Here is a 21,818-nt window from a genome sequence, read left to right as displayed (position 1 = left end):
GCCGAGTGTAGGGCTGGATAATTAGAGACTGCTTAACAACCGTACCTCCTGGTCCCGCTCGTCACCGTCGCATGTGCGCCGCCGATCACGCGCCGTGTCAGGGCCAGGCCAGCGAAAACAAGCCTTCCCGGGCCGAGCCGATCAGCACCTCGCGCGAGCCGGGCAAATAGAGCAGCCGCCGGCTCGACGGCGCGACCCCGGAGCGCTCATCGAGCGTCGCCACATGGCGCCGCTCCGCATCGAGCAGCACCACTTGCCCTCCCGAGAACAGAATCCACCAGCGGCCCGCATCGTCGATGACCAGATCGACCGGATGCCCGAGCGGGCGCGCCGGCGCGGGCTCGATCGCAAACAGCACGGGCACCATGCGCGCGCCGTCCCAGTATTGCACGCTGGCACCCACCGCACCGATGATATTGCGTGAGGCATTGCGGTACAGCACCTCAACACGGCCTGCCGATATGCGCCGCGCGGCGCCCCTGGCATCGGCTTCAATGATGCCAAGGCGGGTAGCGGCCCATACCCGGCCGTCAGGCCAGGCCAGCAGCCGGCCGCTGGGCTCGGCCTGGCGGCCGGGCAGCGGCACGAAGCGGGCGCTGCCATCGTTGGGCAGGAAGTGCAGGCCGGCGCCGGCGCCGCCGAAGGGCGCGGCGCCGGCCGCCATCCACATGCCGCCGGACGTGATCGCCACATCGAGCGGCATCGCGCCTGGCTCAAGCGCCAGCGCTTGCGTTGCTCCTTGCCGCAGGCGCAGCAAGCCCTGCGACAGTTGCACCGCAATGACCTGGTCCGGCTCCGCGTACGCGGCCGCGCCGTAGACGCCCACCGGCAGGTCGATACCGGCGCGCCACTGGCGTACCACGCGCCAGCCGTCCGCCGTGCGTGCCAGCTCCAGCGGGCCGCTGGCCGGCGAACTGAGAAGCGCAAGGGCGCCGTTCGCTTTGTATTCCATCGGCAAGGCGTCGATCGGAATCGCGCCCCCGGACGCAGGCGTCAGGGCCAGCGGCGTGCCGTCCTTCCCCAGTTGCCAGACGGCGCCATCGGAGGCCACCAGCAGGCCGAGACGGGCGTCATGGAGCAAGGCGGTGGCGTTGCTCACACGCGGGTCGGCGGAAAGCGGCTTGAGCGGACCGCAGCCCAGCGCATGGAGGCCGGCACCGGCGCGCGCGACGATCAGGTCCGGGCCGGCTTGCACCAGGCCGGTCACCGGCTCGCTGAAGCTGGCCCGCGAGCAGTGCGGGCTGAGCCGGCCATCCTGGTCCAGGCTCATCACGACATGGCGGCGCGAGGCGGGATTGGCCGCGGACTGGCTCACCATCACCAGGATGGTGGAGCGGCCATCGGCTGCCCTGGCAATGGCGGCAACGCCGACCGTGCCGGCGGGCGCGCCGTCGGCCAGGCGCCAGGTACGCAGTTGCGCGCCGCACTGGCGCGCGTACCAGGGCCGCTGTCCGGCGCCATCGACCTGGATGCCGGCCAGGTGGAAACAGCCATCGTTGCGGTCGACCAGGCCGGCGGTGGCCACCACCCCGCCGCCCAGCCCCGGATCCCAGGCTTGCACGCGCGTGCCATCCCACTGCCACAGCGATGCGTCAGCCTGGCCCCCGGCGCCGTCGGGGTCGGGCTGGCTGAGCTGGAAGATCGCCGCATTGTCCCGGGTGGCCGCCAGCACCAGGTCGGCGGCCAGGTTGTCGCGGCCCGTGCCCGCTGGCGCGAGCGCCTTGGCGCTGCCATCGCGCGGGTCGACCAGCACCAGCCCGGCGCGGGTACCAACCAGCAGGCGGCCATCGGGCAAGGCGGCCAGTTCCTGCGCAACGGCCGAGGGCAAGCCTTGGCCGAGATCGAAGCGCATGCTGCGCGCGCCACGCTCGAACCCGACCAGGCCGCCGCCACGGCTGGCCACCCACAGGCGGCCGTCGACCACGGCCATGGCGGCCCCGGCCAGGGGGGGATCGAGCACGCGCTGCGCCGACGGCAAGCCGGCGCCAAACGCATGCCCGAGCGCGGCGGCGGCGGCCAGGGCGGCGAGCACGCGCCGGGCGTGCTTGCTCTCATGTGGGGCGCGCATCAATAGTCCGATCCTCCCGTGGTGGTAATGACCGCATAGGGCGGCGGAACCGTCCACAGGCCCGCGCCGGGGGAGGTGGAGATGCGTTCGTTGCCATCCAGGGCGTCACGCGTGCGGGTCCGGTAGTACACGCGCGTGAGGTGGCCGCCGCTTTGCAGCGTGGTCCACTGGGCCGCATTCGGGGTCCAGGTGTCGGAGCATTCCGGCGACGCCGGCGTGGCGGTGTTCAGGTCGACCACGCGCCAGCCGCTGTTGATGGTCGATGCCGGCGAAAAGGCCTGATCGGTCGATGCTTCGACGATGTACTTGGCATTGCAGATCGCCGTGCCGCTGACCGGCCGGGCGCTGGTGCCGGTAAAGCGGAAGCGCGGGCCGGTCCAGACCTGGAAGGTCGGTGCGGGGCCGCCCAGCTTGAGGAAATCCGTTTCCCGGTGCGTAATGCCGTCCACCACCGGATCGTCGCCCAGGTCGTTGTCGTTCATGTCGATCACGGCATCGGCACCGTTCTCGCCGGTGGGGCAGATGGCCGCGTCGGAGGTGCCGGGGTCGCCGTCGATGCAGGCCGATGGAATGGCAAACACGCCGCCCTTGGCGAAGCCGGCCAGCACTTTGTTGGTCGTGTGGTTGCCGTTGTGCGCGAATGCCGGCGGCCCGCCCGGCAAGCCGGAGGTGGCCCATTGCTCGACCATTTCGAGTTCCAGGTCGCGCAGCACGTTATAGATGCCACGGTCGCCGCCGCCCACGCTGCCGGAAAAGCCGGCGTTCTTGAGCGCGCGCGTGAAGCGGACAAAATACTGCGGATGCCCGGATGGCCGGCACTTGCTGCGCATGCCCTCGCGCACTTGCCACAGGATCGCCGAGCCGATCTGCATGTCGGCGTAGTCGATGCTCGACAGGTCGCGGTGTTCCGGGAAATGGTCGCCCGGGATGGCGGGATTGAACGGGGTCGTGACTTCATGCAGGCGCGGCAGGCTGCCGGCCTCGCTGTGGCCACGGCTGCCCTGGCAGTTATTGCTGGCATTGACGCCGCCCAGGTTCTTGGCGGCCCAGCCGGAAGTGCAGTTGGTGTTATCGAAATGATCGGCCCAGGCGTCGGCCAGGTCGTGCATCGAGCCCATGCCGAACGGAATGGCACAGGGCGCCATGCCGCACCAGTTGGCGGGGCGGCCGTCGGTGAAACGTTGCACCGCGTTGTGCGCCAGTTCGTGGCTGACCACCGTGTTGTCGTGGGCAAAGTTCATGAAGTTGGTGGCGCTGGCAGTGCCATCCGAATAGTTGGGGCAGGTCGCGTCGAAGTAGCCCTGGCAGGCCCCGAAATTCATGCTGGACCAGGCATTGCAGCCGGCCGAGGCCGACTCTATGCGCGGATTCCACGGGCTGGTCGGGAAGGGCGTGTAGATCCCGTGCGCAAGCGATTGCTTCCAGTTCAGGTGAAACACGCCGAAGTAGTTCACCTGCTGGAACCGTGGATTGGCGCCGCTGAAGCAAGTCGCGGTCGCGCCGTTGTTGATGGGTGCCTGGTTGAAGTTCGCCAAGGTTGCACTGCTCCCGCCCAGGGTGCTCGATACCGACACATCCTCGGCATCGAAACCGTCGGCCTGGTGGTCCACGCGCGAGACCACGCCGGCCAGCTTGAGGGTGTATTGTCCGCCGACCGCGGGGTCGACCGCGAAGCTGCGCACCTGGGTCGCCCCGGTGCCGGGATCGCGCCGCCACACATTGCCGGTCGCGCTGACATCGGAGACGAGCGGGCGCATTTTCAGAATGGTGCCGGTGGCGGCATCGGACCAGACCCTGAACGGCACCGCCTGGCCAAAGCTGATGCCTTCGACGACCATGCGCCATGCGTAGCGCAGGGAAACACCGCCAGCGCTGTCGTTACCGAAAGGCAGCAGCACCAGCGATGGACCGTCGAGCACGCGCTTGCCGTCGACGCTGTCGATGCCCTTGACCCTGCTCAAGGCCGCGTACGCGCGCAGGTCGGCACCCTCGGCGCTTTGCGGGCGCGCGTTGGCGATCGAATAGCGGTGGAGCAGCGAGCCGCGCACGCTGGTGACGCTCTGCCCTTCCCAGCGCGAGGCCAGCAGCAGGGTGTGCTCGATCGGCACGTCGCCTTCGACCTGCATGAAGGGGTAGATGATTTCCTGGCGTTCGATGTCGGCCTTGTACTGGGCGAAGGTCAGGCCGCGCGCGATCAGCAGGTTGCGCTCGACATCGTCGGTGGGCGCGCGCTTGCCGAGGAAGGCGTCGACCATGTCCAGGGTGCGCGGGCGGGTGGCTTTTTCATTGCCCTGGTATTCAAGGGCCAGCAACTGGGCGACACCGTCGAGCTGCGGCCGCGTCTGCGGCAGGCCGGCCTCGGGGGCGCGCCGCAGACGCCGCATGCCGCCTTCGAAATGCAGCGCGCTCAGCAGCGGGACGATCACCTTGTTGGCGACATCGGCGCCCGACAGCGTGACCGCTTCGGTTGGCGGGATGCGCATGAAAACGTGGCCCATGTCCTGGTTGGGCAAGGACACCTGCGCGCCCTTGGGCAAGACGCGCAAATCCACCGTCGGCGCGCGGCCCGGCTTGATGGTCGGGGTATCGATCGATGGAAACACGACTTCCGACGGGCCGGGGCCCGTGCTCACTTGCAGGTTGGCTGCCGGCCCGGCTGCCAGGGCGGTGCAGCTGCCCGCCAGGAGTGAGATTGCAGCGAGCAATGGGCGCAGCCGAAAGCGGCGCGGGAGCGAGCGTAGAGAGTCCATGTTGCATCCTTCCAGGAAACCAGAGAACGATTGACCAAAATCAGTATAGGTACTGTATTTACAGACAATCTCACCGATTGTCACAGTGGTGAAAATGGTAAAAAGCAGCTTGCCCGGGGTGGCTGGCGCGGCATGCTTGCAGCGGCTGTGATTGGCGTTCAAGTATGATGTGCGCGAAATTATGAAAAACACTCTCGAGGAAAAAAACGCGGCGCCCAGCGAGCGCCCCAGCATGGCCGCGAGCATGACTGCCGCTGTGCTGCGCCGCAGCCTGGCGTGGGCGGCGCTGGTGCTGTCCTGCGCCGCCCAGGCCGGCACGCCCCCACTGTCCAGTTACGCCCACACCGCCTGGAACGGCCAGCGCGGCGCACCCGCCGACGTCGTGCAGTTCACCCAGACCCTGGATGGATGGCTGTGGATCAGTTCACCCAACGGCCTGTTTCGCTTCGACGGCGTCGACTTCGAGCGCATGGACAGCGTGCAGGGCCATCGCCTGCACTCGACCAATACGCTGGGACTGCTGACCACGCGCGACGGGCGCTTGTGGGTAGGCGGGCGCTTCGGCGGCATCAGCATGTTCGCGGATGGCCGCATGCGCCTGTTTACCGAAGCGGACGGCCTGCCCCGGGGCGCCGTCATGACCATGACCGAGGGACCGGATGGCAGCGTGTGGGCCGCCACCAGCACCGGTCTCGGCCACCTGGCGCCGGGCGCGGCGCGCTTTCGCCGCGTCGGCCTGCAAGAAGGCTTGCCGGAAAAGCCGGCCCGCCAGATCTTGTATGGCCGCGACGGCCGCCAGTGGGTATCGGTCGAAGGCGGCATCTACTTCCGCGATCCGGGCCAGGCATCCTACCGGCGCGCGTGGCCGCATATCGACCTGATGGCCATGGCCGAAGCGCCCGACGGCACCTTGTGGGGCTCCGACGGCGTCGACAAGCATTACCGGGTCTTGCCCGCCACGCCGCGCGGCAAGCCGCAGCCCCGCGCCGAACTGGGCGGCAACGGCGCCTTGTTCGACCGCGATGGCACGATGTGGATCCTGAAAGTGAACGCGCTCGAACGGCGCCAGGCCCCGTATGTCGGCAAGGCCGCCAGCGCGCAACAGCTGACGCGCGCGCATGGCATGAGCGGTCCGTTGCCGCAATCGGCGTTCGAGGACCGCGAAGGCAATCTGTGGATCGGCACCTCGGCCGGCCTTGACCGCCTGCGCCGCACGCGTCTGCGGCCGGTGCCGGCCGCCACCGCGTTCGACCGCCCGGGCGTGATCGCCGACGAGCGCGGCGGCGTGATCATCGGCGACCGGCGCCAACCGCTGCGCCGCTACGACGCCCAGGGCGCGCACGAGAGCGTGGGGAACCTGACGCTCACCGCCGCCTACCGCGCCGCCGACGGCGCCCTGTGGCTGGCCAGCTTCAACGAGCGCTGGCGGCGCGCCGCCTCGGGTGCGCTCACGCGCCTGCCGCACCCGGCGCACCTGGCCGGTTACGACATGCAGGCCATGACGATCGACGGCCAGGGCCGCATGTGGGGTTCGCTCTCGCGCCAGGGTGTGTTCAGGATCGAGGACGACACCTGGCGCAAGGACGGCGGCTTGCCCGGCATGCCGGACGGCCTGGCCCTGGCGCTGGCGACCGACCCCGCCGGGCGGGTGTGGGCCGGCTTCCTGCGCAACCGGATTGCCCTGATCGACGACACGCGGGTGCGGGTGTTCGGCGAGGCCGACGGCTTGCAGCTGGGAGACGTGCAATCGCTGCTGGTGGACGGCGCGCGCATCTGGGCCGGCGGGCGCGACGGGCTGGCCTGGTATGACGGCCTGCGCTGGCACGGCGCCAGCGTCGCCGGCGGGCAGCGCTTGCGCGGCATCTCGGGCATGGTGCGTACCGCCACGGGCGAGCTGTGGCTGTACGGCTCCGATGGCATCAGCCGCATTGGCGCCGCCGACGTCGGGCGTCTCTTGCGCGAGCCGGCCTGGCCCTTGCCGTTCGAGCGTTTCGACGGGCTCGACGGCCTGGTCGGCAGCGCCGAGCAATTGCGTCCCTTGCCATCGATGACGCAGAGCAGCGACGGCCGGCTCTGGTTCGCCACCGCCAGCGAAGTGGCCAGTATCGATCCGGCCACCGTCTCGCGCAACCGGCTGGCGCCGCCGGTGCAAGTACTCTCGCTGCGTTCGGGCGATGTCGCCTACCCGGCGCAGGGACGCCTGCGCCTGCCCATCGGCGCGCGCGACCTGCGCATCGCTTACACCGCACTGAGCCTGGCGATTCCGGAACGGGTGCGCTTCCGCTACAAGCTCGACGGGTTCGATGAGCGCTGGCAGGATGCCGGCACGCGCCGCGAAGCGGTGTACACCAACTTGCGTCCCGGCGCCTACCGCTTCCGCGTGGCGGCCGCCAACGAGGATGGGGTATGGAACGATACCGGCGCCACGCTGGAACTGGTGCTGCCGCCGCGCTTCGTCGAAACCGGATGGTTTATCGCCCTGATGGTGCTGCTTGGTGCGGCGCTGTTGGGCGCGCTGTACTGGCTGCGCGTGCGGCGCCTGACCGAACGCCTGCGCGACCGGATGCAGGAGCGCCTGGCCGAGCGCGAACGCATCGCGCGCGGCCTGCACGACACGCTGCTGCAAAGCGTGCAGGGCTTGATCATGCTGTTCGGCCAGCAAGCGCGCAGCCTGCCGATCGGCACCGAGGAGCGCGGCAAGATCGAGCAAACGCTCGATCTTGCCGACGAGCTGATGAGCGAAGGGCGCGACTGCATTTCGGACCTGCGCAGCGCCGGTGAGCCGGAAGAGTTGGGCCAGGCGCTGGCGCAGTACGGCCGCGTGCTGCTGCAGCAGCGTTTCACGGCCAGCATCCAGGGCAAGCCGCGCACCCTGTGCGCGCGGGTGCGCGACGAGGTGCAGGCGATCGCGCGCGAAGCGCTGTTCAACGCCTCGCGCCACGCCGGCGCGAGCAAGGTGGAACTGCTCATCGACTACCGCCCAGAGGCACTTGCCGTGCTGGTGCGCGACAACGGCTGCGGCATGGCGGCGCCGGTTGCGGGGACGGCGCCGCCGCGCAAGCACTTCGGCATCGTCGGCATGTGCGAGCGCGCCCGGGCGCTGGGCGCGGTCTGCACCTTGCTCTCGGCGCCCGGCCAGGGCACCTCCATGCAACTCGACATCCCGGCCGAGCAGGCCTACCCCGGGCGCCGCACGGCGGCCCTGTTCCAAAGGCTGCGCCAGCGGCGGCGTGTGCATGCCGAGGCGGCGTAGCGCCTAGCCCGAATGAGCTAGAGCGCTTGCACTCCGCGTGACGATGGCGCCGGCGGCCCTGCACGGTACGCTATGGCCGGCATGTTCACCATGCCCGCTATTGACTACTACAGAGGAAAGCATGACCAACCATACCAATCCGGACCAGCGGCGCCGCAACGTGCTGCTGAGCGCGGCCACCGCTGCCGCCGGCGTCTCGCTCGCCAGCGCCGCCGCCGCCACTCCATCGAATCGGACGCGCCCGCCCGCCACCCTGACCACGCGCGACGGCGTCACGCTGTACTACAAGGACTGGGGGCCGAAGAACGGCCAGCCGGTGGTCTTCAGCCATGGCTGGCCGCTGAACTCGGACAGCTGGGAAGCGCAGATGATCTTCCTGGCCGATCATGGCTACCGCTGCATCGCGCACGACCGCCGTGGCCACGGCCGTTCGAGCCAGCCGTGGGAGGGCAACGACATGGACCACTATGCCGACGACCTGGCCCAGCTGATCGAGACGCTGGACCTGAAGGGTGCGGTCCTGGTCGGCTTTTCCACCGGGGGCGGCGAAGTGGCGCGCTACGTCGGGCGTCACGGCACCAAGCGCGTGGCCGGGCTGGCGCTGGTGTCGGCCGTGCCGCCGCTGATGCTCAAGACCGCGGACCATCCCGGCGGACTGCCGCGCGACGTGTTCGACGGCATCCGCGCCGGATCGCTGGCAAACCGCTCGCAGCTGTACAAGGATATCGCCGCCGGTCCGTTCTTCGGCTTCAACCGCCCGGGCGCGAAAGTGTCGCAGGGCCTCATCGACGGCTGGTGGATGCAGGGCATGATGGCCGGCCACAAGAACACCTACGACTCGATCAAGGCGTTCTCCGAAACCGATTTCCGCGACGACCTGCGTAAATTCGACAAGCCGACCCTGATCATCCATGGCGACGACGACCAGATCGTTCCGATCGACGCCTCCGGGCGCGCCGCCGCGGCCATCGTCAAGCACGCCACACTGCTGGTCTATCCGGGCGCGCCGCACGGCCTGACCGACACCCATAAAGACCGGGTGAACAGCGACCTGCTGGCGTTTCTCAAGGGCGCAGGCTAGAGGGAAATGATGCCGCGCTTGACCGCAAGCGCGACCGCGTGGGTGCGGTCATGCGCGTGCAGCTTGGCGAGGATGGTGCGGATATGCGCCTTGACGGTGTCTTCGGCGATCCCCAGCAGCGCCCCGATCTGCTTGTTGCCGTTGCCGGCGGCGGCGCTGCGCAGCACCTCGGCCTCACGCTCGCTCAGCTTGGGTTGGCCCAGTTGCTCGACCAGCGTGCGCGCGACGTCGGACGGGATCCAGCGCCTGCCGGCGTGCACCGCGACAATCGCATCGATCAAGTCCTTGCGCAGGCTGTGCTTCATCAGGAAACCGGCGGCACCGAGTTCGACCGCGCGGCGCATCTGGTGATCGCCCGCCAGGGTGGTGAGCATGATCACGCGGGCATCGCCGTGCAGCCGGCGTATCGCTTCGAGCGCCTGCAAGCCGTCCATGCGGGGCATGGCGATGTCCATGATGGTGAGGTCCGGGCGCAGCGCCTCGAACGCATCGAGAACGCCGACGCCGTCCTCGAGTTCGCCCACCACGCACATGCCGGCCTGGCTGGCAATGGTGTCGGCCAGTCCCGCCAGGATCATGGGATGGTCGTCGACCAGAAGGATGCGGATCGGCTTGCTGCTGGATGGTTCAGTACTGCTCAAGACTTGCACTCCGTGATGGTGGGCGGCGGAAAGGCGTGCAGTTTAATACACAAACCGGCAGGGCAATCGGCGAGCGCCGCTTGTCCGTTCGGATTAACGAGAAATACGGTTGGCATGAGGCCAGCCGCCCCACAGGAGAAATCATGAGTTTCATTATGAAGATTGCGGTCAGCGCGGTATCGCTGGTGTTGGTGTCCACGCAGGTCATGGCACAGCCGGCACCGAAGTTCGATGCCAAAGGGATTGCGCGCACCGAAACCGTGCGCAGCCAGTTCGACAGTCAACGCGAGGCGATCCAGGTCCGGGTCGACTTCGCGCCAGGCGCCTCGTTTCCGAAGCACTCGCACCCGGGTGTGGAAATTGCGTATGTGCTGAGCGGTTCGATCGAGTATGAATTGAACGGCAAGACGGTGCGTTTGCAGGCCGGCGAATCGATTTACATTCCGGCCGGCGCGGTGCACTCGGCAAAAAATACCGGCACCGGCATCACGTCCGAGCTGGCCACCTACGTGGTGGAAAAAAATCAGCCGATCGTGATTCTCGACAAATAAACAGCGGACGAATGCGTCGATCACCCGGCGCCATCGAGGCTGGGCGCGCGTGCGTCAGGTGCTCAGATCGGTATCGTCCCAGTCATCCCCTGCTGCCAGCGCCCACGTGAGGGAGTGGCGGCGTTCGTGAACGGTGCCGCCATGCATGACGGGGTCGAAACCCGCAGGCACGGTGGCGCCACCCAGTTGGGCACTTCTGACTGCGTTATGGGCACAGTAGAATTTGTACTCCATGTAGATCACCTCGCTGGCCGGGCGCACTGAGACGCCCGCTGAGAAAGCGGCGGCATTGCCATTCCAGCCAGGCAGAAAGTCGAACAGCATCGCCTTGACGACGTCATCGGAAATCTGGCTGGCATCGAGTCCCGGCACCCGCTCAAAGCCTGCGATCCATGCCAGTGCCCACATGTTTTCCAGCCGCCACCCGACCGTATTGGCATGCAGCGATTGCGACCGCTGGCGCGGCAGATTAATCAGTGCAAGTTCGCTTTCCGTCATCGATGCGCGCAGCTCGTTGCGCTCGATGTAGCCTTGCAGGAGCGCAGTCGCGGCGACATATTCGGGTATTGCGGCCCAGGCGAACACGGCCTGCAATGCCATCAGCCGCGTGCAGACCTCGTGCGCATCACGCACACGGACGTCGAGGTCGGGCAGGGGCAAGGAATCGGCAGGCTGAAAGCCGAGTGAGGCCAGTTCGCTGAATACCCCTTGTTTCAATGCCAGTTGCTGGTTCTTGAGCGCGTCCGGCGCTGGCAGGATGGGGGCATATGCCGGCCACGTGGCCCCCGGGTCGCATTCCGTGAGGCCGTACAGCACCCTGCCATGGGCATCGCGCATGGCCGATGGGGTGAACCATACCGCGTCCAGCGCTTCGGCGATCGCCGACAAAACGGCGTATCGTTCGTCACCGGGTTCAGCATCGGGATCGCAGATCGTGCCCAGTACGAAACCGAATTTTTCAGTCAGGGCGAGCACCTTTGCCTGTTCCGGCGCCTCCGGAAAGCGCGAGAAATAGCCGCGCATGCCGTTCATCTGAAGCTGCCACCCCGGCCCGCTGTAGTAATCGGGATCGTGGGTGATCCTCAGCCGATGATTCGCCAGCCGTCCACCCGTGTTGACGACGATTTCGCTCCACGCGTCTTCCGTTCCGACCACCGTGTACAAGGCCTTCATTTTCCGCAACACGGCAATGACAAGTGCGGGATTCTTTTTTCTCGGCGAAGAGCGTGACGGGTTCGGTTGCCATGGTCGGATGTATCCTTGGGTCCTTGAATGAATTGGAAGCAAACGCAGTGTGTCAGTTGGCCAAGCAGGACGCCGGCAAGACCTCGTCGTCACCGCTGCCGTGGCAAGTGATCGGGCTGGCCGCCGCGTGTCGCTGCAGCCATGTCATTCCAGCGGCTAAAGCCGGGATGCCCTGGAACCATGCCATCACGGCGTCTTTCTCCTTGAAGACGCACGGGATAACGATGCTGGACCGTTTTCTTCGACGAGACTGCACCCACAAGACTGAGCCGTAGTTGCGATCGTATACCTCCTTGAAGCTCTCGATGTCGCTGCGTTCAATTGTCCGGGTCGTATAAGCGCGGCGCAGGGTGAGGGCATGTGGTGTCAATGTCAGCCGAAAGCGCAGCGAGGTCGTCACCAGCCATACGCCACCGCACAGGAACGGAATAATCAAGGAAGCCGTACCGAGAAACGCGTTCTGAGGAACGGTGGTCCACGACGTGTTCAAGATCCCGGCAATCATGCCAAGCGTCAGGAAGGCGCCGAAGACGAAATAATGGATCCGTATACTGGCATATTGATAATAGTGCATGGTGGGCGTTGGCGCGTGGAGATATTCGAGGCGGGCGATCCTGCATCTTTTCCCGCATGTGGCTGGGTTATGAAACAGGAGTTTAGCGATGCTATTTTAGCAGCGGCCGGGCCACGCCCACCGATGCCGGGCGCGTCACGACGCAACCAGCTTGCGCAACCAACCCAGCAGCACCGTGGGCAGCAGCTCGGCGCGCTGCAACAGGGCGTAGGCATGCTCGCCGAACACGGCCGGCAGGTAGCTCGCAGCTTGGCGGTCAATGGTCAGGCAGAACGGCGCGATGCCCTGCAGGCGCGCCTCGATGACAGCCTGGCGCAAGTCTTCCACGCCATAGCGCCCGTCGTACTGGTCCACGTCGTTGGGCTTGCCATCTGAAATCACGATCAGCAGCTTGTGCCGGGCCGCCTGCGTCATCAGGGCGGCGCTGGCATGGCGCAGGGCGGCGCCGGCGCGGGTAAAGTTTTCCGGCTCCAGTCCGGCGATGCGCAGCGCCACCTCATTGCCATACGGTTCAGGGAAGCGCTTGATGGCATGCACCACCACCCCACCCGGCCCCTCGCCGGAAAAGCCGAGCACGCTGAACGGCTCGCCCAGGCCCTGCAACGCCGCGCAGACCATGAGCAGGGCTTCGCGTTCGACGTCGATCACGCGGCACTGGCCGGACACCCAGCTGTCGGTCGAGCCGCTGATGTCGACCAGCAGCATCACGGCCAGGTCGCGCCGGCCGCGCCGTTCGGCCTCGTACAGGCGCTGGTCGAGCTTGCCGCCGGCGAGCAGCTGCGCCTGGTTGTCGATCCAGCCTTGCAGGTCGATGGCATCGCCGTCGAGCTGCTGGCGCAGCCGGGTGCGCTCAGTGCGCAGCAGTTCGAACTGGCGCCGCACTGCGCGCAGCAGCGGCGCCTGGCGCCGCAAGATGGCGTCCACCGTGGCCTGCGCGCCGGGCAGCGCGGTGCGCACCGTGACGATGGCGCCGGGGTCGCGGTAGCGACGGGTTTTCCAGTCCCATTCCGGATAAGGGCACGCTTCGCCGTCGGCGGCCTGCGGCGCCATGCCCTGGCGCCTGGCCTGGGCGTCGGGCGGGTCGTCCGAGAGCAGCACTTCGCGCGCTGCGCCGGGCGTGGACACCATGCGCGCTTCGGGCAGTTCGGACAGCGCGTCGGCAAAGTCCTCGGCGGCGGTGCCGGTATCACGGTCGGTGGGCCGCTGCACGCCCAGGGCGTCTTCGGCCTGCTCGTGCGGCTGGGCCGTCTGCACCATCATCGGTCCCGGCGGCTGCTCGTCATCCTCGTCCTGCCGGCGCGCGCGCGGGCGGCGCGCCAGCCGGGCGCTGCGCCGCGCTCCGGACTCCTCCTCACGCTCGCCGGCGCGGGAAGCTGCCGCAGCGCAGGCGGGCGCCGGCATGAATTCGCCCAGCCAGTCGTCGCCTGCCAGGACCCGGCGCTGCGCCTGCCCGCCCGGCGCGGCCAGGCTGGGCGCCATGCGGCGCGCCTGCTCCAGCACCTGGAGCGGCGTGCCTGCATCATCGGCGGGGGTGCCCGCCAGGACGGCTTGCAGCGCCTGTTCCAGCGGGTGCAGGGAGGGCGCGAGCGTGCGCAGCGGGGGGCGCGCGGCCAGCGCCGTTCGGCGCCAATCCTGCAGGGCGCCCGCGATGCCGGGCAGCAGCCGCTCCAGCGCGGCGTCGGCGGCGCGCGCTTCGAGCAGGTGGTAGCAGGCTTGCACCCAGGCGCTCTCGCGCTGCGGGTAGTGCAGCGCGCTGCCGCGCGTGGCGCGCATGGCTTGTTGCAGCAGCAGCAGGCGATAGCGCGCCAGCGCGCGCTGTTGCACGCCGTCGATGCCGCTGGCGATGGCGCGCGGCAGCCAGATGCTGTGGCCGTCGGTGCCCGGCAGCGCGCTGGCCGGCGGCGGCGCTTCGTGGCGGCGCAGGAGCTTGTCGAGGAAGGTGCGCGGGGCCGGCGGCTGGGAGGGACGCAGGCGGAAGCTGCGGCCGAAGACGGCGTGGGCCAGCAGATCGAGGCGCGCGGCCACGTCGCACAATTCCAGCTGCGCCGGGCCGGGACGCGGGCGATGGCGCCGCCAGTAAGCTTGCACGAAGATGGTGGCGTGCCGGGCGGCATCGGTGATGAGGTCTTCCGCCTCCGCCATGGCTAGACGAAACTGGCGCCGACTAGGTCGCGCATGGCGCCCACCAGGGCCGGCTCGTCGGACAGGGGGGCGACGATGGCCGCGCAGCAGGCCTCGGCCACCGGGATGCCGCCGCCGATCAGGCGCGCGGCGGCGATCAAGAGGCGCGTGCTGGGCACTTCGGCCAGGCCGCGGTCGCGCAGCTGGCGCAAGCGGGTGCCGAGCGTGACGAGGGCGATGGCAAGGCTGGCGTCGACCTGCCCCTCGTGCGCCACGATGGCGGCCTCGCGCGCGGGCGGCGGGAAGTCGAAATCGAAGGCGACGAAGCGCTGCCGCGTGGACGGCTTCATGTCCTTGAGCATGCGCTGGTAGCCGGGGTTGTAGGACACCACCAGCTGGAAGCCGGGCGCCGCCATCACGCTTTCGCCGGTCTTGTCGATCGGCAGCATGCGCCGGTGGTCGCTCAGGGGATGCAGCACCACCACCGTGTCCTGGCGCGCCTCGACCACTTCGTCCAGGTAGCAGATGGCGCCGTCGCGTACGGCGCGGGTCAGCGGGCCATCGTGCCATGCGGTGCCGCTGGCGCCGATCAGGAAGCGTCCCACCAGGTCGGATGTGCTGAGGTCGTCGTGACAGGAAATGGTGATTAGCGGGCGCTGCAGGCGCCAGGCCATGTATTCGACAAAGCGCGTCTTGCCGCAGCCGGTCGGCCCCTTGAGCATGACCGCCAGCTGGCGCCGGTGGCACTGCTCGAACAAGGCCACCTCGCCCGCGTTTTCCAGGTAATAGGGCGCCGCTGGCGCGGGATCGTCCTTGCTCACGCCGGCTGCGCCCTTGGCAGCGGCGCCGCCGGGTCGCCTTCCTCAAGCGCCCCCAGGCGCGGTGCGAAGCGGAAGAAGTCGATGATGAACAGCGCCACCCCGATCGCGAACATGGATCCGGTAGCGAGCAGCATGACGAAGTGAATCTGGATTTTGAGCTGGGCATCCAGGAAGCCCAGGCCCATGATACGTTCCAGATAAACCTGGGCGATGCCGGCCGTCGCAAACGAGAGCGTCATGCCGAACATGCCGCCAAGCTGCAGCCAGAACGACCAGTAGCCCATCGCGGTGCCTTGTTCCGGGCGCCGCGACAGCCCCGGCATGGCATAGCTGATCATGGCCAGCACGATCATGACATACGCGCCATAGAAGGCGGCGTGGCCGTGCATGGCCGTGATCAGGGTGCCGTGGGTCCATTTGTTCACGGAGGGGAAGGTGTGCGCCAGGCCCAGCAGGCCAGCGCCGAACAGGGTGAACACGGCGCTGCCCACGGTCCAGTGCAAGGCCAGCTTGTTGGGATGCGCCACGCCGGAGCGCTTGATGGTCGAGTAGGCGTACATGGCCATGCCGACCAGGGCCACCGGTTCCAGGGCGCTGAAGACGCCGCCGATGGGCAGCCAGTAGGCCGGCACGCCGATCCAGTAGTAGTGGTGCGCCGTGCCCAGGATGCCGGCAATGAAGACCAGCCCCACGATCACGTACAGCCATTTCTCCATGACCTCGCGGTCGGCGCCGGACAGGCGGATCAGGAGATAGGCCAGGAAGCCGCCCTGGATCATTTCCCATACCCCTTCCACCCACAGGTGGATGGTCCACCAGCGGTAGTAGATCGAGACGGTGTAGTTTTCATAGTGCAGCAAGGCCGGCAGGTAGAGCACGGCGGCCAGGCCGAGCCCGCCCAGCAGCACGCCCTCGGTGGTGGTCAGGCGTCCCGATTTCTTGATCGTCATGCCGACGTTGTAGAGAAACATCAGCATGACGATCACGATCACGATCTTGTGCGGCAATGGCTGCTCCAGCAGCTTGTTGCCGGTGCCCCAGCGGAACAGGTAGCCGACGATGGCGGTGACGCCCATCAGGACCCACAGCACCAGCTGGATGTAGGCCAGCTTGGTGCTGTGCAGCTCGGTGCGCGATTCGTCCGGCACCATCCAGTAGGTGGCGCCCATGAAGCCGCACAGGACCCAGACGATCAGCAGGTTGGTATGGATGACCTTGGTAACATCGAAAGGGAGGATGTACAGCAAGGGATCGGGTCCCAGGTACTTGGTGGCGGAGAGCAGGCCGAACACCAGCTGCAGTCCGAACAGGGACAGCGCGACGGCGAAGTACCAATAGGCGACAGACTGCGACTTATATCTCATGGCAATAGCTCCGCAAAACGATTCGGCTCCAGCGTTGCTGGGCAATGACGCTTATTTCAGCGAGGACAGGTAGGCGACCAGTTGGGCAATCTGCTCCGGCGTCAGGCTCTTGCCATAGGTGTCGGGCATGAAGGACTGGCCATTGGCCGAGTACATGTCACCGGGCACGACGTGCGCGCTGGGCGAGGTCACCGCCTCCCGGATATACCCGTCCACATCGCTGGCCTTGCCCTGGTAGCCGCCGCCGGCGAGCAGGGCCGTGGTGCGGCCCACCAGGCCGGCCAGCGACGGCCCGGCCAGATTGACGCCGGGAGCGGTGGAATGGCAGGCGGTGCATGCCGGCACGGTGGTGCGGAACAGGCGTTCGCCCAGCGCGGCCGGATTGTCGTCGCTGGTGGTGGGCCGCGCCGCCGGTGGCGTGGCGGCGGGCGCGCCGGGTGGGGCCGCCGCGCCGACGTCGGTGCCGGGAAAGGTGGCGCCGGTGACCAGGATGGGGCGCGGCGGCCAGCCCTGGTTGTCGACATTCGAGACCCAATCGAGGAAAGCGATCAAGGCCGCAATGTCGGTGTCGCTGATGTCCTGCTTGGGCATGAGGCGCCGGTGCCGCGTTTCGTCGTAGAACTTGGACGGGTCCTTCATGTACGCGGTGAGGTAAGCGTTGCCGCGCAGCTTGGTGATCTTGGTCAGGTCGGGAGCGTAGTAAGCCCCTTCACCAAAGATCGTGTGGCAGTTGATGCAGTTATTTTCGTGCCACACATCCTTGCCCCGGGTGACCTGGGCAGTGATCTTGTCGGCGTTGGTAAGGCGGCCGAACTGGCGGTGGCTGTCGAGCGTCAGGGCGAGGAAGGCGAGCGCGGCGAGCACGGAGGAGCCAATGGCAAACAGGCGGGCTTGGCGTTTGTTCATGGCGCCTCCTAGACCGAGATGGCGGGCCAGTAACGCACCGAGATGATGGCCGCATAGCCGATGGATGCGAGCATCAGCAGGATGAGCAGGTACGCAAACAATTTAAGGGGAGTGATCCATCCTTGCATAGTGCCTCCTTGCTGGAAACTGCAGCGAGACTAGCACGGTTAACGGGAATTCTATTGCATAGAAAACACGTTCGTCAGATTTGTCCAGGAAAGTGATCAACGCGCGAGTGCGGTCTGTTTCGGCTCCACGCTATTTCCTGCAGAGGCTGACTCAGAAAGTAAAAGAGTATTTTTGCATTGTTAAGGCAATGTTCATGGCAAAATTAACTTAAAAGTGCGTTTTTACTCTTTTAGCTCGCTTCAAACGTCAATTTCAGGACAATACTGCAATTTCACTCTCTTAGTAAAAACCCGAAACGCGAAGTGCTACAATAGAGCAAAATTGCACTGTTACGGACGCAGCATGAAAATCAAATCGTTTGAGCAAATGGGTGCCGTTCTCCGCGCTACCCGGCTCGCACTGAATGTCCCGCTGGCCGACCTGGCCGAGACATTGGAGACTTCCCAAACCCTGTTGCGGCGGCAGGAACAAGGCCACTCTACGGTAGCGCTCAAGAAACTTTTTGCGACAATGAAAGAGCTCGGAATCGAAATGCATTTGTCCATGCCGTCGACAATTGATGAGAATTCCATTGACCTGGATGGCAAGACGACGACAAGAAAGCGAGCTCGACCATGAAGCGCGAACTGTGCGCCTACCTCGACAAGTCCTTCGTCGGAACGCTGTCGGAAAACACCGGGGTTTGGTCGTTTCAATACGATCAGGCCTGGGTCAAACATGGATATGAACTCTCTCCTGGCCTTCCTCTGAGGACGGTTCCACATGAAGACGGCGGAACCATTCGTCCAGTCCAGTGGTTCTTCGATAATCTGCTACCGGAGGCGCAAGCCAGGCAGCAGCTGATGACGTACATGAAGAACGACGTCACGGTCGGGGTGGATGCCTGGACCATGCTGTCGCACTTTGGCGCGGAGTCGGCAGGCGCCCTGACCTTGCTCCCACCAGGCAACGCGTTGCCGGAAGCAGGCCTGCTGCCGCTGTCCGACGACGACCTTGAAGCACGCATCAAGGCGATGCCGCGACAACCGCTCTCGGCCAAGGCACCGAAAAAGATGTCGCTGGCGGGAGCCCAGCAAAAACTTGCCATCGTCATGATTGACGGGCAGCTTTTCGAACCGACCGGGGCGCGCGCTTCCACCCATATCCTGAAACCGGATGTCTTGAGCGAGCACTATCCTTGCAGCGCTGTGAATGAATGGTTTTCGGCGCGGCTTGCACAGCGAATGGGTCTTTCCGTTCCACAGGTGGAATTGCGGTATGTGCCGTCGCCGATTTACATCATCGAACGTTTCGACCGCACGAGAACCGGCGACCAGGTCGACAGATTGCACACGCTCGACGCGCTGCAGCTGCTGACCCTGTCCGCCCAGGCGAAATATGCCGAGTCGGGCATCACCGCCTTGACGGATATATTGAGCAAATGCCGTACGCCCGCGACGGCGCGGCTGACGCTGTTTCGATGGACTCTCTACAACATCCTGATAGGGAACAGTGATGCACACCTGAAAAACATCTCACTGATCGCTGGCCCCGGGGGGTATGAACTCGCGCCGCACTATGACCTTCTGAGCACCAGTACATGGGTGCGTCCCGAGTTGCTCGGCCAGGGGGAAGCGCAATGGCCCGACATTCCGATGTCGTTTCCTGTCGCGGAAGTGATGCACTACCGGGACTTGCGCAAAGAACATGTGGCGTCGTTTGCCAACCAGCTTGGCATCCGGGCCGGCAGCTTCAATCGCGAATTCACGAGAATGGTCGGAGGAATTGAAGCGGCGGCGGCAGAACTGGAAGCGCAATTCGTGGCGCGCACGGACGTTCCCGCCGCTATTCGCGCTTCTCAAGCACACATGCTGCGAAGCATTCGATTTCTACCCATTGCAACGATGACTCAACAGCTAAAAAATTAAAGTGACGGCCACGCCTGGTGGGCAACCACCGCTTCCTCGCCGACAGCGACAGCGTTACGCCGTGGGGAAAGCTGCACAAGCTGATCGAGCCCCACTCTCCCGTTACTCTTGCCGCCCGGAGCACCATCGCCTCCCATGTGAATTTTGCATAAGCATTGTCGTTGCCACCTGTTCATGGGAATATTACAACATGCGACGGCTGGGATTCCCGGGCCGTAAGGAAAAAACGACGTGAATAACAGACACCTGCTCTTCGCTTTTGCCGCACTGCTCTCGCTCGCCCCCCATGGCGCGGCGCAGGAGTCGCCGACCTTGCGGAAAATCGCGGAAACGGGCGTCATCAGCATTGGCTTTCGCGACAAATCGATCCCGTTTTCCTATCTCGACAAGCAGCAGCGGCCGACCGGCTATTCGATCGAACTGTGCTATCGCATCGTCGACGCCATCCGCACCCGGCTCAAGGCGCCCGGCCTGGAAGTGATGCTGCGCCCGGTCACCTCCGCCAACCGCAGCGCGTTCATGCTCAATGGCATCGTCGACCTCGAATGCGGCTCGACCACCAACACGCTCGAGCGGCAAAAGGAGGTGGCGTTTTCGGTGACGACCTTCGTCGCGGCCACCAGCCTGGTGGCGAAAAAGACGGCCCGCATCGATTCGCTGCAAGCGCTCAAGGGCTCGACCGTCGTCTCGACGGCCGGCACCACGGCCATCAACGCGCTGGGCGACACCGCCCAGGCACAGGGGCTCGACCTGCACATCATTCTGGGCAGGGATCACGCCGAAGCGTTTTCGCTGGTCGAGGCCGACCGCGCGGTCGCCTTCGTGATGGACGATGTGCTGCTGCACGGGCTGGTCGCCGCCGCCAAGGACCCGGGCATCTACGCCATCGTCGCCACCGATTTGCCGGTGCAGCCGTACGGGATCGTGGTGCGCAAGAACGACCCCGAATTCAAGAAACTGGTGGACGAAGCCATCGTCGCGCTGTTCAAGTCCGGCGAAGTGCAGCAGATCTACCGCAAGTGGTTCGCGCCACTCCAGCTGCCGATGAGCCCGGCGCTGAAAAAGGCGATTGCCGCCCCCACCGATTCGGGCGACCCGGCCGCCTACCGGTGAAGCAGGCAATTGGCGCGCTCCACCGCGCCCCTGCGCAACGAGCCTGCCTTGCAAGGCAGGCTTCCTTCGCCCGTTATCATAGGGCTAATCGCCGAACAGACTTTTCGCCGTCCCGCAGCAGTAAAGCGCGTCATGAACCATGGCGTCGCCTACACAAAACCACCGTTCCTTTAGGAGATCGCATGCTTCACAAAAATCCCGCGCAATCGATGATCGCGCTGTTTGCCCTCTGGTTCTGCATGGCCTCGGCCACGCAGGCGGAAACTGCCACGCCCAAGCTGGCCAACGTGACCATCCTGGCCACCGGCGGCACCATCGCCGGCTCCGGCGCCAGCAGCACTACCACGGTCGGCTACACCGCCGCCACAGTCGGCGTGCAGCGCCTGATCGCGGCGGTGCCCGAACTGGCCAAGGTGGCCAACGTCAGCGGCGAACAGGTGTTCCAGATCGCCAGCGAGAACATGACCAACGAGCACTGGCTCACCCTGGCCAAGCGCGTCAACGTGCTGCTGGCCCAATCGAACGTGGACGGCATCGTCATCACCCACGGCACCGACACGCTGGAAGAAACCGCGTACTTCCTGAACCTGGTGGTCAAGAGCCGCAAGCCGGTGGTGCTGGTGGGCGCGATGCGGCCATCGACCGCGATCTCGGCCGACGGCCCGATCAATTTGTACAATTCGGTGATGCTGGCGGCCAGTCCCGAGGCGGTCGGCAAGGGCGTGCTGGTGGCGATGAACGACCAGATCCAGTCGGCGCGCGACGTGACCAAGGTCAATACCTCGACCCTGGACTCGTTCCGCACGCCGGAACTGGGCCTGCTCGGTTATATCCAGGGCAGCAAGCCATTCTTCTATCGCCAGCAAATGCGCAAGCACACCAGCGAGACCGAATTCGACATCGGCGCGCTGCAGGTGCTGCCGCAAGTGGACATCGTGTATGGCTATGCGAACGTCGGACCGGTAGCAGTCGATGCGTTCATGGCCGCGGGCGCCAAGGGCATCATCCACGCCGGCGTGGGCGACGGCAGCCTGGCCAACAAGGTCAAGCCGGCGCTGGTTGCCGCGCATGCCAAGGGCGCGGTCGTGGTGCGGGCCAGCCGCGTGGGCCAGGGCATCTTGGCGCGCAACGGCGAAGCCAATGACGACGAGCTCGATTTCGTGGTGGCCGACACCCTCAATGCGCAGAAGGCGCGCATCCTGCTGATGCTGGCGCTGACCAAGACCACCAGCACCAAGGAAATTCAGCGGATGTTCTATACCTACTAAGTTCCACCTCGGAGCCTGCCCTGCAG

The 21,818-nt window shown here is 66.1% G+C and carries 17 protein-coding genes; 8 read left to right on the top strand and 9 right to left on the bottom strand.

Features of this window, described 5'->3' with window-relative positions:
• Positions 1-97: 97 nt before the first annotated feature.
• Positions 98-2,068, bottom strand: coding sequence for a hypothetical protein (locus F2P44_RS25945; RefSeq protein ID WP_167090860.1), 1,971 nt, complete (start codon positions 2,066-2,068; stop codon positions 98-100).
• On the bottom strand, positions 2,068-4,818 hold the full coding sequence (locus F2P44_RS25940; RefSeq protein ID WP_167090857.1) for a hypothetical protein: 2,751 nt from the start codon (positions 4,816-4,818) through the stop codon (positions 2,068-2,070). Before F2P44_RS25940 ends, F2P44_RS25945 begins: the two co-directional genes overlap by 1 nt.
• A 30-nt stretch (positions 4,819-4,848) precedes the next feature.
• Here F2P44_RS25940 and F2P44_RS25935 point away from each other — a divergent pair, with 30 nt between their 5' ends.
• The 3 genes from F2P44_RS25935 to F2P44_RS25925 all read left to right on the top strand — a co-directional run bounded on the left by F2P44_RS25935 (position 4,849) and on the right by F2P44_RS25925 (position 9,152).
• Entirely contained in the window at positions 4,849-4,986 is a 138-nt protein-coding gene (locus F2P44_RS25935; protein ID WP_167090855.1) for a hypothetical protein, read from the top strand.
• A gap of 13 nt (positions 4,987-4,999) precedes the next feature.
• The gene (locus F2P44_RS25930; protein WP_167090852.1) at positions 5,000-8,071 is read left to right on the top strand and encodes a sensor histidine kinase; all 3,072 of its coding nucleotides are present in this window, start codon (positions 5,000-5,002) and stop codon (positions 8,069-8,071) included.
• Positions 8,072-8,192: 121 nt separating this feature from the next.
• Positions 8,193-9,152: an alpha/beta fold hydrolase gene (locus tag F2P44_RS25925; protein WP_167090849.1), complete on the top strand. Its 960-nt coding sequence runs from the start codon at positions 8,193-8,195 to the stop codon at positions 9,150-9,152.
• Here F2P44_RS25925 and F2P44_RS25920 read toward each other — a convergent pair.
• A complete protein-coding gene (locus tag F2P44_RS25920; protein WP_167090846.1) occupies positions 9,149-9,793 on the bottom strand; it encodes a response regulator transcription factor in 645 nt (214 codons plus the stop codon). The two genes, F2P44_RS25925 and F2P44_RS25920, sit on opposite strands and share 4 nt — an antisense overlap.
• Positions 9,794-9,936: 143 nt before the next feature.
• Between F2P44_RS25920 and F2P44_RS25915 the strand changes: the two genes are divergently transcribed.
• Positions 9,937-10,344, top strand: coding sequence for a cupin domain-containing protein (locus tag F2P44_RS25915; protein ID WP_229423760.1), 408 nt, complete (start codon positions 9,937-9,939; stop codon positions 10,342-10,344).
• Between the two features lie 54 nt (positions 10,345-10,398).
• Here F2P44_RS25915 and F2P44_RS25910 read toward each other — a convergent pair whose 3' ends face one another.
• The 6 genes from F2P44_RS25910 to F2P44_RS25885 all read right to left on the bottom strand — a co-directional run bounded on the left by F2P44_RS25910 (position 10,399) and on the right by F2P44_RS25885 (position 17,375).
• The gene (locus F2P44_RS25910; protein WP_167090843.1) at positions 10,399-11,517 is read right to left on the bottom strand and encodes a DUF4272 domain-containing protein; all 1,119 of its coding nucleotides are present in this window, start codon (positions 11,515-11,517) and stop codon (positions 10,399-10,401) included.
• Between the two features lie 124 nt (positions 11,518-11,641).
• Positions 11,642-12,163, bottom strand: a complete 522-nt coding sequence (locus tag F2P44_RS25905) for a hypothetical protein (RefSeq protein ID WP_167090840.1) — start codon at positions 12,161-12,163, stop codon at positions 11,642-11,644.
• A 135-nt stretch (positions 12,164-12,298) separates the two neighbouring features.
• A complete protein-coding gene (locus F2P44_RS25900) occupies positions 12,299-14,305 on the bottom strand; it encodes a nitric oxide reductase activation protein NorD (RefSeq protein ID WP_167090837.1) in 2,007 nt (668 codons plus the stop codon).
• 2 nt (positions 14,306-14,307) lie between these two features.
• Positions 14,308-15,105 carry a CbbQ/NirQ/NorQ/GpvN family protein gene (locus tag F2P44_RS25895; RefSeq protein WP_167090835.1) on the bottom strand — a complete coding sequence of 266 codons (798 nt, stop codon included), beginning with the start codon at positions 15,103-15,105 and terminating at the stop codon, positions 14,308-14,310.
• The gene (locus tag F2P44_RS25890; RefSeq protein ID WP_167090832.1) at positions 15,102-16,469 is read right to left on the bottom strand and encodes a cbb3-type cytochrome c oxidase subunit I; all 1,368 of its coding nucleotides are present in this window, start codon (positions 16,467-16,469) and stop codon (positions 15,102-15,104) included. Before F2P44_RS25890 ends, F2P44_RS25895 begins: the two co-directional genes overlap by 4 nt.
• A gap of 51 nt (positions 16,470-16,520) precedes the next feature.
• Positions 16,521-17,375: a c-type cytochrome gene (locus F2P44_RS25885; protein ID WP_167090829.1), complete on the bottom strand. Its 855-nt coding sequence runs from the start codon at positions 17,373-17,375 to the stop codon at positions 16,521-16,523.
• Positions 17,376-17,846: 471 nt separating this feature from the next.
• On the opposite strand from F2P44_RS25885, the gene F2P44_RS25880 reads away from it, so the two are divergent.
• From F2P44_RS25880 to F2P44_RS25865, 4 genes are all read left to right on the top strand, one after another.
• On the top strand, positions 17,847-18,122 hold the full coding sequence (locus F2P44_RS25880; RefSeq protein ID WP_167090826.1) for a helix-turn-helix domain-containing protein: 276 nt from the start codon (positions 17,847-17,849) through the stop codon (positions 18,120-18,122).
• The gene (locus F2P44_RS25875; protein WP_167090824.1) at positions 18,119-19,411 is read left to right on the top strand and encodes a HipA domain-containing protein; all 1,293 of its coding nucleotides are present in this window, start codon (positions 18,119-18,121) and stop codon (positions 19,409-19,411) included. The genes F2P44_RS25880 and F2P44_RS25875 overlap by 4 nt, the downstream gene beginning before the upstream one ends.
• A gap of 231 nt (positions 19,412-19,642) precedes the next feature.
• Positions 19,643-20,524 (top strand): amino acid ABC transporter substrate-binding protein, encoded by an 882-nt coding sequence (locus tag F2P44_RS25870; RefSeq protein WP_167090821.1) that lies wholly within the window; start codon positions 19,643-19,645, stop codon positions 20,522-20,524.
• 182 nt (positions 20,525-20,706) lie between these two features.
• The gene (locus F2P44_RS25865) at positions 20,707-21,792 is read left to right on the top strand and encodes a type II asparaginase (protein ID WP_167090818.1); all 1,086 of its coding nucleotides are present in this window, start codon (positions 20,707-20,709) and stop codon (positions 21,790-21,792) included.
• The last annotated feature ends 26 nt before the right edge of the window (positions 21,793-21,818 follow it).

The organism is Massilia frigida, from assembly GCF_011682175.1.
Classification (GTDB): domain Bacteria; phylum Pseudomonadota; class Gammaproteobacteria; order Burkholderiales; family Burkholderiaceae_D; genus Telluria_A; species Telluria_A frigida.
The sequence above is the reverse complement of the archived record's forward strand: the minus strand, read 5'-3'. Positions and strand labels throughout refer to the sequence as shown.

What these genes read in the sequence shown, in the direction of transcription:
- F2P44_RS25875 (WP_167090824.1), top strand. Translation starts at nt 18,119, where the DNA reads ATGAAGCGCGAACTGTGCGCCTACCTCGACAAGTCCTTCGTCGGAACG.
- F2P44_RS25925 (WP_167090849.1), top strand. Translation starts at nt 8,193, where the DNA reads ATGACCAACCATACCAATCCGGACCAGCGGCGCCGCAACGTGCTGCTG.
- F2P44_RS25865 (WP_167090818.1), top strand. Translation starts at nt 20,707, where the DNA reads ATGCTTCACAAAAATCCCGCGCAATCGATGATCGCGCTGTTTGCCCTC.
- F2P44_RS25930 (WP_167090852.1), top strand. Translation starts at nt 5,000, where the DNA reads ATGAAAAACACTCTCGAGGAAAAAAACGCGGCGCCCAGCGAGCGCCCC.
- F2P44_RS25885 (WP_167090829.1), bottom strand. Translation starts at nt 17,375, where the DNA reads ATGAACAAACGCCAAGCCCGCCTGTTTGCCATTGGCTCCTCCGTGCTC.
- F2P44_RS25940 (WP_167090857.1), bottom strand. Translation starts at nt 4,818, where the DNA reads ATGGACTCTCTACGCTCGCTCCCGCGCCGCTTTCGGCTGCGCCCATTG.
- F2P44_RS25945 (WP_167090860.1), bottom strand. Translation starts at nt 2,068, where the DNA reads ATGCGCGCCCCACATGAGAGCAAGCACGCCCGGCGCGTGCTCGCCGCC.
- F2P44_RS25910 (WP_167090843.1), bottom strand. Translation starts at nt 11,517, where the DNA reads ATGAAGGCCTTGTACACGGTGGTCGGAACGGAAGACGCGTGGAGCGAA.
- F2P44_RS25880 (WP_167090826.1), top strand. Translation starts at nt 17,847, where the DNA reads ATGAAAATCAAATCGTTTGAGCAAATGGGTGCCGTTCTCCGCGCTACC.
- F2P44_RS25890 (WP_167090832.1), bottom strand. Translation starts at nt 16,469, where the DNA reads ATGAGATATAAGTCGCAGTCTGTCGCCTATTGGTACTTCGCCGTCGCG.
- F2P44_RS25905 (WP_167090840.1), bottom strand. Translation starts at nt 12,163, where the DNA reads ATGCACTATTATCAATATGCCAGTATACGGATCCATTATTTCGTCTTC.
- F2P44_RS25900 (WP_167090837.1), bottom strand. Translation starts at nt 14,305, where the DNA reads ATGGCGGAGGCGGAAGACCTCATCACCGATGCCGCCCGGCACGCCACC.
- F2P44_RS25915 (WP_229423760.1), top strand. Translation starts at nt 9,937, where the DNA reads ATGAGTTTCATTATGAAGATTGCGGTCAGCGCGGTATCGCTGGTGTTG.